The organism is Chitinophaga sp. H8, from assembly GCF_040567655.1.
Taxonomy (GTDB): Bacteria; Bacteroidota; Bacteroidia; order Chitinophagales; family Chitinophagaceae; genus Chitinophaga; species Chitinophaga defluvii.
On record NZ_JBEXAC010000002.1, the window covers coordinates 1,689,454 to 1,702,235 of the forward strand.

Annotated in this window: 11 protein-coding genes; 3 read left to right on the top strand and 8 right to left on the bottom strand. The window is 45.3% G+C overall.

Annotation, left to right across the window (positions count from 1 at the left end; translation table 11 throughout):
- Nucleotides 1–21: 21 nt before the first annotated feature.
- The 4 genes from ABR189_RS20745 to ABR189_RS20760 all read right to left on the bottom strand — a co-directional run bounded on the left by ABR189_RS20745 (nucleotide 22) and on the right by ABR189_RS20760 (nucleotide 5,443).
- Nucleotides 22–804, bottom strand: a complete 783-nt coding sequence (locus ABR189_RS20745) for a DUF6048 family protein (protein ID WP_354662392.1) — start codon at nucleotides 802–804, stop codon at nucleotides 22–24.
- A complete protein-coding gene (locus ABR189_RS20750) occupies nucleotides 797–1,273 on the bottom strand; it encodes a DUF6452 family protein (RefSeq protein WP_354662393.1) in 477 nt (158 codons plus the stop codon). Before ABR189_RS20750 ends, ABR189_RS20745 begins: the two co-directional genes overlap by 8 nt.
- Before the next feature lie 64 nt (nucleotides 1,274–1,337).
- Nucleotides 1,338–4,214 (bottom strand): excinuclease ABC subunit UvrA, encoded by a 2,877-nt coding sequence (gene uvrA, locus ABR189_RS20755; protein WP_354662394.1) that lies wholly within the window; start codon nucleotides 4,212–4,214, stop codon nucleotides 1,338–1,340.
- Nucleotides 4,215–4,573: 359 nt separating this feature from the next.
- Nucleotides 4,574–5,443, bottom strand: coding sequence for a hypothetical protein (locus ABR189_RS20760; RefSeq protein WP_354662395.1), 870 nt, complete (start codon nucleotides 5,441–5,443; stop codon nucleotides 4,574–4,576).
- 327 nt (nucleotides 5,444–5,770) lie between these two features.
- Here ABR189_RS20760 and ABR189_RS20765 point away from each other — a divergent pair, with 327 nt between their 5' ends.
- Nucleotides 5,771–7,078 carry an NHL domain-containing protein gene (locus tag ABR189_RS20765; RefSeq protein WP_354662396.1) on the top strand — a complete coding sequence of 436 codons (1,308 nt, stop codon included), beginning with the start codon at nucleotides 5,771–5,773 and terminating at the stop codon, nucleotides 7,076–7,078.
- A 68-nt stretch (nucleotides 7,079–7,146) separates the two neighbouring features.
- Here the strand turns inward: ABR189_RS20765 and ABR189_RS20770 are convergent, their stop codons facing one another.
- From ABR189_RS20770 to ABR189_RS20785, 4 genes are all read right to left on the bottom strand, one after another.
- On the bottom strand, nucleotides 7,147–7,533 hold the full coding sequence (locus tag ABR189_RS20770) for a hypothetical protein (RefSeq protein ID WP_354662397.1): 387 nt from the start codon (nucleotides 7,531–7,533) through the stop codon (nucleotides 7,147–7,149).
- Between the two features lie 29 nt (nucleotides 7,534–7,562).
- Entirely contained in the window at nucleotides 7,563–7,754 is a 192-nt protein-coding gene (locus ABR189_RS20775; RefSeq protein WP_354662398.1) for a type II toxin-antitoxin system HicA family toxin, read from the bottom strand.
- Nucleotides 7,755–7,978: 224 nt separating this feature from the next.
- Nucleotides 7,979–9,241 (bottom strand): beta-ketoacyl-ACP synthase II, encoded by a 1,263-nt coding sequence (fabF, locus tag ABR189_RS20780; protein WP_354662399.1) that lies wholly within the window; start codon nucleotides 9,239–9,241, stop codon nucleotides 7,979–7,981.
- Nucleotides 9,242–9,398: 157 nt separating this feature from the next.
- The gene (locus ABR189_RS20785; RefSeq protein WP_354662400.1) at nucleotides 9,399–10,448 is read right to left on the bottom strand and encodes a fatty acid desaturase family protein; all 1,050 of its coding nucleotides are present in this window, start codon (nucleotides 10,446–10,448) and stop codon (nucleotides 9,399–9,401) included.
- Nucleotides 10,449–10,605: 157 nt separating this feature from the next.
- Here ABR189_RS20785 and ABR189_RS20790 point away from each other — a divergent pair, with 157 nt between their 5' ends.
- Together ABR189_RS20790 and ABR189_RS20795 are read left to right on the top strand one after the other, a co-directional pair.
- Complete coding sequence (locus ABR189_RS20790; protein ID WP_354662401.1) at nucleotides 10,606–11,634, top strand: LacI family DNA-binding transcriptional regulator; 1,029 nt, start codon at nucleotides 10,606–10,608, stop codon at nucleotides 11,632–11,634.
- Nucleotides 11,635–11,918: 284 nt separating this feature from the next.
- A complete protein-coding gene (locus tag ABR189_RS20795; protein WP_354662402.1) occupies nucleotides 11,919–12,638 on the top strand; it encodes a basic secretory protein-like protein in 720 nt (239 codons plus the stop codon).
- Nucleotides 12,639–12,782: the final 144 nt, after the last annotated feature.

Below are 12,782 nucleotides of genomic sequence, written 5' to 3' on the forward strand. Positions count from 1 at the left end.
CCGGAGTATTGTTTGGCAGCTTTATTTTTTCTTTTCAGGCTCCTTTTCTTTCTTTGATTTGCCGGAAATAAGCGGTTTGGCAAAAGTGGTTTTTACTTTCCATAACGGCAGGTTGTAAGAAATGGTGTATTGTACATCAAAGGAGTTTTTCTTGGAGGCATTGCCGAATCCGGGAATCACAATAGGTGGAAAATCGCTGTCCTTCACGTTCGTCAGCAGGAATTTTTCCCGGATGTTCCAGCCCAGAAAGAGGTTGGTCAATACCTCTACTTTCATGCCCAGGATCAGCTCTACCCAATGAGTACTGATATTGGTTTGCGGAAAACTTCCTGTTGTTTTTTCTCCCCAATAGCCATTGTAAATGGTGTAGGAAGGCGCTTCATAACTCAGGTGTGCAAATCCGTATCTGATCCCTCCATAAAGCATATGCCTTTCGCGGGGTTCCTGTTTTTTCAGGAAGTTATAATCGATGCCCACGGTAGTATATACCCCATTGCCCTTGTAAGTATAGTTGCTGTCACTATGAGAAGTGTTGTTATATCCCAGTTCTCCGGCCAGGTACATATTGCTGGTGATCCTGGCGTCAGCTACTACCGCTATTTCTTTGCGGTAAGGCTGAAAAGCCGTCACAACAAAACGGCTGAGGTCAAGTCCTATCCGTAACCCTCCAGGCACCATATAGGTAGTATCATTATTGACACGCGCGGGCTTTTTTACCACAGGCTTGACAAAAACGCTATCTTTTTTACTGGTGGCAGATTTCTTTTGTGCCTGCACAGCCAGTGTCAAAAAACAACTACTCAAAATTAAAATGTAGGGTAATATGCGTGTCATTAGAGGTAGTTACTTCCTTTTGATTAATTTTTAAAGAGTCCACAGTATGCTGTGTGGTAAGCACGGTGTCGATGGTAAAGAAGGTAGAGAAACCGCAGCCCGCCGATATAAAATGCGGTGTTCTTTTATACCGGAAGGTAAGCGTGTCTGCCACCAGTGCAGAATCTACCTTCAGATAAAAACGGCTCTCATCTTCTGTTTGCGACAATGGCAGGAACAGGTCGCCTAAAGGTTGTTTTTTGTAGAGACTATCCTTACCCAATGCAAACAACGTTACTTTAGGCATGATGGTATCCCTCACCACATCAGCACTGTCATATTTAAAATGAACACGCGTGTCTGTACGGAGCGTTTGATCACAAACTTTGGTTTCGTCTTCACAAGCCACCATAATGGCCGGTATTGCCGCTACCAGTAATACTTTAAAAATGTTCTTCATTTGCTGTTCATTTGCAGGGCAAGCTGGAAAATAAAGGGCCATATATGCTGCTTTCCCGGTTGCATTAGCTTCCCAGTTCTTTCTTCAGGAACCGGGCGGTATGACTGTCTTTACAGGAGCTCACCTCTTCTGGTGTGCCTGCACATAAAATAGTGCCACCGCCACCACCGCCTTCCGGACCCAGGTCTACAATGTAATCAGCCATTTTGATTACATCCAGGTTATGTTCTATCACCAATACAGTATTACCACGGTCTACCAGTTTATTCAATACATTCAGCAACAATAAGATGTCCTGGAAATGCAAACCGGTAGTAGGTTCATCCAGTATGTAAATAGTTTTGCCGGTATCTTTTTTAGACAGCTCAGTAGCCAGTTTTACCCTTTGTGCCTCGCCACCTGAAAGGGTTACCGCCGACTGGCCCAATGTAATATAGCCCAATCCCACGTCCTGCAAGGTCTTTATTTTCCGGTAAATAAACGGTACGGCATTGAAAAATTCCACCGCTTCGTCTACCGTCATATCCAGTACATCAGAAATAGATTTTCCTTTATAACGGATTTCCAGTGTTTCGCGGTTGTACCGGCGTCCGTTGCATTTTTCGCAATGCACGTATACGTCTGGCAGGAAGTTCATTTCAATAACCCTCATCCCGCCGCCTTCACACACATCACAGCGACCGCTTTTTACATTGAAGGAAAAACGCCCGGCATTATAGCCTCTTATTTTAGCTTCCGGCACCTGTGCAAACAAGGTACGGATATCAGTAAAAAATCCACAGTAGGTAGCAGGATTACTCCTGGGTGTACGGCCGATAGGCGACTGGTCGATCTCGATCACCTTATCCAGGTTTTCCAGCCCTTTCACGCTTTTGTATGGCATGGGTACCTGCTTGGAATCATACGCATGTTTGGACAGGATCGGGTACAGCGTTTCATTGATGAGGGTAGATTTACCACTACCGGATACACCGGTTACACAAATGAATGTACCCAGCGGCAGCTTTATGGAAACATTTTTCAGGTTGTTGCCCGTAGCGCCTTTCAGTTCCAGAGATTTGCCATTTCCCTTTCTTCTTACCGCAGGAATGGGAATGGCACGTTTGCCATTCAGATATCCTGCCGTAGGGGTATTCAGTTTGAGGATCTCTTTGGGGATCCCCTGTGCAATGATCTGCCCGCCATGTACCCCTGCACCGGGACCTATATCTACCAGGTGATCTGCATGCAGCATAATGTCTTTATCATGCTCTACCACGATCACGGTATTGCCCATTTCCCGGAGGTTTTTCAGGGCTTCTATCAATTGCATATTATCCCGCTGGTGGAGTCCTATACTGGGTTCATCCAGGATATAGGTAATGCCCATCAGCTGGGAGCCTATCTGCGTAGCCAGGCGGATACGCTGTGATTCTCCGCCGCTGAGGCTGCGTGTAGGCCTGCCCAGAGAAAGATAGCTTAAACCTACATTGAGCAAAAAGCCCAGCCGTTCCCGTATTTCCTTGAGAATATCTTTAGCAATAGCGTTTTCTTTCTTTTCCAGCCGGGTTTCAATATCCCGGAACCAGGTGGCCAGTTTATCCAGGTCCATTGCACTCAGTTCCGCAATGTTTTTTTGATCTACCCGGAAAGAAAGGCTTTCCTTTTTGAGGCGGGTACCTTCACAATCAGGGCAGGTGCTGAGCTGCATAAATCCTTCAGCCCAGGTGCGCACATGATCAGAAGAAGTATCATTGAAATACCGGCGTACCATATTTACCACTCCTTCATATTCTGTAGCATAGGTGGCGGTACCGTTTTCGTCAAAACCCATATCTACATCCAGTTTTCCGTTTTCATCACCAAACAAGAGTATGTTCAGTGCTTTTTCCGGCAAGGAGGAGATGGGGGCGGTGAGCGAAAATTTATGTTTGCGGGCTAGTTGCTGTACCTGTTTAAAAGTGAATGTTTCCCTGGCTTCCCCTAAAGGAGCAAGGCCCCCATCATTAATCGACTTGCTTTTGTCCGGCAGTACCTCATCCATATTGATCTGATAGATGGTGCCCAGGCCTTTACAGCGGGGACATGCACCATAGGGAGAGTTAAAGGAAAAAGTATTGGGAGAAGGTTCCTCGTAAGAGATACCCGTATCCTCACACATCAGCTGGCGGCTGTACTGGCTCACCTTCTGGCTGTCATGGTCCATTACAAACATGAGCCCTTTCCCCATTTGCAGGGCTTTCTGCACGCTCTGGCTGATACGCACCCGGGCATCATCCTGCACCTGTATCCGGTCTATTACCAGTTCTATATCATGGATCTTGTACCGGTCTACCTGCATTCTTTCTTTCAGGTCCAGTATTTCCCCGTCTACCCGCACTTTTACATATCCCTGTTTGCGCACCTGTTCAAACAGTTCCCGGTAGTGTCCTTTACGGCCACGTACCAGCGGTGCCAGGATCACCAGTTTTTTCTTAGGGTAGTTTTTAAACAGGTGTTCCAGTATTTCTTCTTCCGAGAAACGCGTCATACGTTTGCCCGTATTGTAGGAATAGGCCTGTCCTATACGCGCGTACAGCAGGCGGAGGAAATCGTATATTTCAGTGATGGTACCTACGGTAGAGCGTGGGTTTTTATTGGTGGTTTTTTGCTCGATGGAAATCACCGGCGACAGGCCGGATATTTTGTCTACATCAGGCCTTTCCATATCACCTATGAACTGGCGGGCGTATGCAGAAAAACTTTCCATATACCGGCGCTGGCCTTCTGCATAGATCGTGTCAAAAGCCAGTGAAGATTTGCCACTGCCACTAATACCGGTGATCACCACCAGTTTATTTTTGGGCAATACCAGATCCAGGTTTTTGAGGTTATGCTCACGTGCACCGATTATTTCTATCTGATCATCGGCAGGTGTCAATAAAGCTGCTGGTACCGTTGCGTTTTCTTTTTTCTTTGCCATAAAAATCCCCGAACACAAGTTTTATTTTAATCGTCTGTTACCTGTTGAGGTACGAACTTAATTAAACTACTAAACTACGCCATAATTGGTAGAGATGGCTAAAATTTTATTCCCCAAAGGCGGATTTCTTACCCTTCATTCCTAACAACATAGAGGTAGATTCCAGTATGAAATTAGTATTCCTTATCTGTGAAGCAAAGATGAAGTACCCATATAGTATCTCTATAAGGGGTACTATATGGGTACTTCAAGGGTACTTTAAGGATACTTTAACCATAAGGATGCATGGGCTTTACTATCGCTTTAACACTGGGAATACCCTAGCTATTGTTTTTATGCTGATAGTATTTTACCTGCTGTCAGTATTTGGGGTATCCGCCTCCAGACTTGCCACAACGCCAGGTGGTAACATTACGGGCATGATTATCAGGATAATAGTAGGTATAATCATAGGAGGTAACATATCCATCGCTATTGATAACCTGGTTGGAGTACTCCCGGTGGTCATATGGATATTCCCCATTATCCCGGATAGATCTGAGCAGGTGATGGGCAGGAAAATCGATATGTCCCAGTGCAGCCAGGAGTATCATGCCCTGCATGGGAAGATTACTGTCAAAATCATAGCTGGCTCCTTTGATGGGGCGGGAATAATCGTAGGTAAACTCCATATTATTGGCAGGATCTTCCTCGTAATAGTACTTGATAAGGTTGCCGTATTTGTCGTAAACGTAACGGAGGTTGGCAAAACCATAGATCGGTTCATAGGTAGTTCTGCTAAGCCGTCCCTGTGCGTTGTAGAAGTATTTGGTTTCACTGCGGTTGCCATCCCTGGCCAGATGATCGGACCAGGTAGCCCTGCCGCAGGCATCCAGCCTGGCGGTCAATACCGTGTCGTGGGTAGCGCTGTTAAACAGATACACACGATTGCCGGTGTATTTCACCTCCAGCGAATGCTCTTCTCCACCAGTAGGGGCAAAAGGTGGCAGCGATATTTCCAGGTAATTGACAGTACCATTGGCGGCAAATGTTTTTTTGATTTTCGGGAAAGACTGCGGATGATAAGCGCCATCGTAGTACAGGTAGATAAGTTTTTGCTGGGGCTGGCAGCCAGGTACCGGAGCGCAGGGACCGCAATCTGGTCCCCAATTGTCAGGTCCTTTTTTACAGGCAGTGAGTACCAGCAATAACGCAAGAATAGTGCGGGGGATAAATAAATTTTGTTGCATAACAGGTTGATATTATGGGGTGAAGAAATGGGGGGAATTTCCTGGGATAAGGGCTAAAATCAAATAGTAAGGGTAGCTATGTCAGATAGCTGATACAGGGGCTACAGGCCATGGGTTGATCAACAGTATAAAAATAAATTATTCCAAAGGAAAAGCATATCCGGGGCTGATATATTTGTTTGAATGAATTGTAATAAATCAATATGTCTGGAGTAGGGAATGTATGGAGGATAAGTAATAAAAATAGTGGTTAACACGTAGTTTTAGCCTCGCTGAACATGTTAGTTTTGGCTTTTCAAAATTACCTCATAACCCCTGCTTATTAAGATGAAAAAGTTTTTGTTTTGGTGGTGTCTGACAGCCAGTATGGCCTGCAACAAACAACAGCCTGCCAGCCCATCCCCGGACCCTGATCCTGCCATACCACTTACCATTGCCACCATTTCACCAAGTGATGCAGCGTCCGGCCCTGTTACCATTAAAGGCACTGGCTTTAGCGTTACCCTGGCAGAAAATGAGGTCCGGTTTGGCGTACTGGCTGCCACCGTACAATCCGCCACTGCTACGCAGCTGGAGGTAGCGCTGCCTCCCGATATGACACCTGGTGCGCATGATGTAACCGTAAAAATCAAGGCGCAAACTGTTACCAAAGCTAAAGGATTTCGTTTACGCGGCTGGGTGGTAAGTACCTTTGCCGGCACCGGGGTATGGGCAAGCGATGACGGGCCTGCGGATAAAGCCAGCTTTCGCCAGCCCACCGGCATTGCCGTGGACGCTGCCGGTAATTTTTATGTGCCGGACCTGCATAAGATCAGAAAGATCACCCCACAGGGAGTGGTAAGTACGATAGCCGGAGGAAATGGTAAAGGTTACATAGATGATACCGGTATCAACGCCAGGTTTAATACGATTACCAGTGTTGTACTGGATAAGGCCAATAACCTCTATGTAGTGGATCAGATGAATTTTTTGATCCGTAAGATCACGCCTGCAGGTGTTGTCAGTACAGTGGCCGGCACCGTTGGCGTATTGGGTAAAAAAGATGGTATAGGTACCCATGCCGCTTTCAGTGTGCCTTATGGTCTGGCTATTAATGCAGCCGGTACGCATCTTTATGTAGGAGATCAGGCCAATCATGTGATCAGGAAAATTGCGCTGGCTACCAGTGAGGTGACCACTATTGCCGGCAGTGGTGAGCAAACCAGCAAGGATGGCAATGGCTTGCAGGCAGGTGTCCCCAGCCCGGGTAGCATGGCCTTTGATGCTGATGGGATGCTTTACATCACAGAAAAAGGGGGTGGCAAGGTGCGCAAAATGACACTCAACGGGGATATTACGACTATTGGCGGACACCTGGATGTAAATAGCAGTCCTACCCATGTAGTGGTAGACGATGAAAAAAATGTATACGTCACCTTTAGTGGAATGGGGAAGATCAAAAAATATACTCCGGCAGGCGTAGAATCAAATTTTGCAGGTAATAATACTGGTACCGGCGCAGAAGATGGTCCAGCGGCTGTGGTCTTTTTCCAGCGTCCGGAAGGGATCGCCCTGGTAAAGGACCCGACCGGCAACCCCGTGTTTTATATTGTGGATGCACTGAGGCATAAGATAAAAATGATCCGGAAGGAATAGTATAAAAAAGCGGCTACCTGCACAGGTAGCCGCTTTTTGTATTGTTAAAGTACTGCTGGTCGTCCTGTTTACACCAGCTCCAGTTGTGTCAGTTCTTTACCCAGGTCTTTTACGCCTTGCAGAATTTTTTGCACCTGCTTTTCGGAAGGGTGTTTCTGACCATTTACATACTGGGATAATAATGTTTCATTCATGCCAATGCGCACGCTGAGGCCTTTTGCATTAAGTACATTGTAGTACTCAAAAAACTGCTGTAGATCAAGTTGTAAGATGACGTCAGCGCTGGTGGCAATTTTTTCTCCCTTATGCTCCCGGTAGGTATTTAGCGCGTCTAAGATATTACTTCTGAGGTCAGACATGCTCTTGCCTGTAGTGCCAACCGGTATGGCATCATCTACTGCATAGGCGGCGAATCCGGTTTTGGTTTTTTCAACGGTAAACAACACCTTTTTCATACTTTAAAGTTTTATAGGTATGGCAGGTCTTATTTAAGCCCTGCCTGTTTCAATATCTTTTTTTCAAGCCCGGTTCCTAACTCTGCCGAGCCATGATCCGGAAAAACTATTTCAATTCCGGGCTTTGCCGCATGTACGAGAATAACATGGCTTCCTTTACCTTGTCTGAGTATATACCATCCTTCCCTTTTTAGTTTCCTAAATAGTTCCGAACATTTCATTAGTTGGTTTTTGATCTTATAAAGGTAAATTAAAATTTACTTTTTATGAAATTTAAAGGTAAATTTTAATTTACCTTTATAAGGTGTGATCTGCAGGAGTGTGCTTAAATACTTTTAACGGGAAGATATGTTGCCAGGCTGAGAAGGAGCTGTAGTAGTATAAAAAAGCGGCTACCTGTTCAGGTAGCCGCTTTTTTATACTATGGTAATTATTTACCTGTTAATTATCCGTTGAATTTTTTGAAAACCACAATGGCGTTGTGACCACCAAAGCCGAAGGTGTTGCTCATCGCTACATTTACGATACGCTCCTGTGCTTTGCCCAGGGTCAGGTTCATATTGGTAGGAATGTCTTCACCCAGTACGGTAGTATTGATCGTAGGAGGTACAATGTTATCCTGTGTAGCCTTGATACAGGCAATAGCTTCAATCGCACCGGCAGCACCCAGCAGGTGGCCCGTCATAGATTTGGTACCGCTGATATTCAGTTTAGTCACCTGCTCTCCAAATACACTGGCAATTGCTTTCAGCTCACTGATATCACCTACCGGAGTAGAGGTAGTGTGGGAGTTGATATAATCCACATCCTGGATGGTCAGTTCTGCATCTTCCAGTGCCTGTTCCATACCTAATTTGGCGCCCAGCCCTTCGGGGTGGGTAGCGGTCAGGTGGTAAGCATCACAGGTAGAAGCGCCGCCAATCATTTCGCCATAGATAGTAGCCCCCCTTTGAATAGCGTGGTCATAATCTTCCAGGATAATAGCGCCAGCGCCTTCTCCCATTACAAAACCATCACGTTCTGCGTCAAAAGGACGGGAAGCAGACTCTGCACGGTCATTGCGGGTAGACAGTGCTTTCAGTGCATTGAACCCGCCTATTCCTGCACGGGTAACCGGTGCTTCAGAACCACCTGCCACAATAGCATTGGCTTTACCCATACGGATATAGTTAAAGGCATCTATCAGGGCACTGGTAGATGAGGCACAAGCGGATACGGTACAGAAGTTAATACCCATAAAACCATATTTCATGGCAATATGACCAGCAGCGATGTCTGCTATCAGCTTGGGAATAAAGAATGGGTTGAACCGCGGCACATAACCACCCTGGGTAAATTCCACGATCTGTTCCTCAAACGTCAGCATTCCGCCATTACCGGAAGCCCATATTACCCCTATTTTGGTTTTGTCGATCCCTTCTTTATTCAGCCCGGAATTTTCAATAGCTTCTGTCGCAGCTACCATTGCATACTGGGTGAAATGGTCCATTTTACGGGCATCTTTTTTGTCCATAAACTGCTCCACATCAAAGCCTTTGACTTCACAGGCGAATTTTGTTTTAAATTCTGTTGTGTCAAATTTGGTAATTGGTCCGGCACCACTTACGCCGCCTTTCAAATTATTCCAAAAAGTGTTCACATCATTCCCGACAGGTGTTAATGCTCCCAAACCGGTAACCACAACCCTTTTCAGTGTAACAGTACGCATATATATTACTTTAAAAACAAAAGTTAGAGCGCAAATTTAGTTACTTATTGTTAGTATTATGCATATTCATAATAATAATATATTATATCTTCTAAAGAGTTGATACAAGAAAACTATAAGAGGTAGTTCCGGGCCTTGATGGCAGTGCATAAATGGGTCAGGCAGCGGCAGGAATTCTCCGGGTACGCTGTTTTAAAAAGACGATGATTTCCTCATCCGATTGGAAGCGGTTGCCGATATTAACAAAGTGCCTGGCCAGCAGGTCATACCGCTTGCGCATGAGCCAGGCAAAAACATGCAAAAAATGGATGCCGTCAAATACGATGGCTTCATTGGCGACATATTCGTCCAGGGTACTCCGGAAAAAGACGGGATGTTCTGTCCAGTGCATGGAGGGTTTAAGGTGATGGCTGATATGATAGCCGTCATTCCAGCATTTATGGTTGTATTTGGTATTGATACAGGTGATGCTGTTTTTATAGGCATTATCAGGTTCCTGCGCACAAATGAAAGCATGCTGTGCCCAGTTGCCCAGCATCATGATCACCCTTGAAATCACAAAGGGGAGGATGAAAACAACCAGGGTGGCAGGCCAGTTGACAAAACAAAGTGCTACACACATGGCAAAAAAGAGGACTTCTCCCCGGAGGGCACGGACCAGCAGTTTTCTGCGATGTTTACGATGAAAGTACCGGCAAAGGGTATAGATTCCTGCAAAGAAGAAGCTGCCCAGGTAGCTGCCAAAGCTGCGGAGCGAGTCGCGCTGGTAAAACATGGTACTGCTCTCGTCATCAGGCAGGTTGTTTTCCGGATGATGCATCCCGATATGATGGGAATAATATGTTTCCGGTGTTTGTCCAAAGAGCGGGCCCAATACCCATGGCAGGTAATGATTCAGCTTTTCGTACTTCTTTTCAAAGAAGGCCCGGTGACAGGTACAATGCAGCATCAGGCCGAAAGGGCCTTTGAAATAAAAGTTATTGAGCAAAAGGTAGGTAATAGCCAGCAGCCACCATATCCAGCCGGTGATAAATGGCAGATAAAGCAGTATTGCCAGCGGAATAAGGGTAAAAGTAATCTGAAGGGTCAGGTAAACAAAAGGCAGATCACGCTCATCCCGGATAAATTTTTTAAAAAAACGATCTGCTGCTGTAACTTGTTCCGGCTGAATAAAAACCGGATCGGAAATACTAGAGATATACTTCATGTTCTATATTTACGGCACAGTGTAGTTCAGTAGATAATTACCATGAATATAACGCGTTTATTTGTCAATTGCGTATCTGTTTTGAGAGAGCAGTAGCGGCACCGCTATTAATAAATATTGTATCCTGTATAGTAACCACTAAACACAACAATCGCACATGCATAACGATGGCACCAAAAGACTTACGCTGAAAGACGTGGCCAGGCTGGCTGGCGTAGCCCCTTCTACCGTTTCATTTGTGCTGAATGGCAAAGCAAAACAAATGCGTATCACGGATGAGCAGGCCGAACGGATCATGGGGATTGTAGAAAAATCGGGTTATGAACCCCACCGGATAGCAGTAAATTTACGTACCGGACAGTCCAAAACACTGGGGCTGATGGTGGAAAGTATTTCCGGCAGCTTCTTTGCCAGCCTCGCTAAAAGTATTGAAGAGGAGGCAGAAAGCCTGGGGTATAATGTAGTATACTGTAGCTCCGAGAATAATACAAAAAAAGGAGGCGAACTGATCAATATGCTTTCCCGGCAGATGGTAGATGGTTATCTGATCACTCCCGCCCCTGGTATGGAAAAAGACATCCTGAAGCTGGTGGCCAACCGGCGGCCACTGGTTTTAATGGATAGTTATTTCCCGGATATCAATGTACCCTATGTGTTGATCGATAATTATGCTGGTGTGGTGCAGGGAATGGAGCACTTTATCAGTAAAGGATACCGGAAAATTGCGTTTATCACGGCAGATATGAAGGTGATACAGCTGCAGGAAAGGCAACGGGGGTACGAAGACACCCTGCGCAGTCATAAGATCCCCGTTAAGAAAAAACTGATGCTGTCACTCCCTTTTAATGGCCCCCGGGCAGATGCCATCAGGGAGATTACCACATTTGTAAAACAAAATGATATTGATGCGGTATTCTGTGCAACCAACTATGTGGGGATTCTCACCATAGAAGCATTAAGTAAGCTGCATCTGAAAATGCCGGACCAGGTGGGCCTGATCTGTTTTGATGACCATGATGTTTTCCGGCTTTATCCACCTGGCATCACCGTCATCCAGCAACCTATTGAGGAAATCGCCCGGACAGCCATCCGGTTATTAATGAACCAACTGGACAAAAGTAAAGTATACATAAAGAAAAGTAAAGTCCAGCTACCTGGTAAATTCATTATCAGAGGATCTGTATAATAATTTTGCAATATTTTCCTGAATCATGTTTTTTACAGGGAAATAATTTTATTTTTACCTATCCATGTTTTCGCGTCGTTAGAGAGAATAATACTTTTAATAGTAGCGCAAAATAGGGATAACGCCGGTAGCCGGTGAAAACATATTGACCTATATAGTTGAAATACAAGATTCTATGAATCTTTTTTTAAGCAACCATCGCTAAATCGATTTTGCAATATAAGCATTGAATGCATTGGCAATATCTATTTTATCGCATCATCCGCAGACAAACAGATACAGGCATGAGCAGTTTTTTTAAGCGTTTTAGCAGCATCGTGTTAATGGGGATCCTTTCTTCAGGGGTATGGGCTGCCGGAAATAAGATCGCTGCAGATCCGGGGGCATATGTGCCTTTGGGAACGGATACCATTGTCCGGAATGGCTATACCCTTATTTTTATTAACCAGGATAAAACATTTGATCCGCAGGTGAAGCATAAAATGGTGCACACCTTTTTTCAGGTATACCCGGCACTGGCCCGGCAGTTTAATCCTGCTACGCTTAAAACGGTCACTTTTGTGATGGATACTACTTATAATGGGGTGGCAGGTGCGGCTAACGGGCAGGTAAGCTATAGCCCGGAATGGTTGCGTAAGCACCCGGGGGATATTGATGTGGTTACCCATGAAGTGATGCACATTGTGCAAAATTATCCGGGAGATGCCGGTCCGGGATGGATCACGGAAGGAATTGCAGATTATGTACGCTATAAATTTGGATTGGATAATGCCAGCGCAGGATGGGCGTTGCCTGAATATCAGCACGGGCACAGTTATACGAACAGTTATCGTATTACGGCAAGATTTTTAGCCTGGATAGAGCAAAAGGTGAAGCCAGGTTTCGTAACTTCGCTGGATGCCAGTATGCGTACCAAAAAATATGCAGCTGCCACATGGCAGCAATTAACGGGCAAAACAATGGATGAGCTATGGAAAGCTTATTCAGCAAACCCCGCTCTTTAACAAAGAGAAAGTTATTGGAATAGTGCAATAGCTATTTCATTGTTCACTGTATATATTTCATCCCGATTCTTCGGGATGTTTTCTTTCTGCCAATACAATACATGCATGGCCTGTTGTGCGTTACTTGTGCCACAACAGGATGCC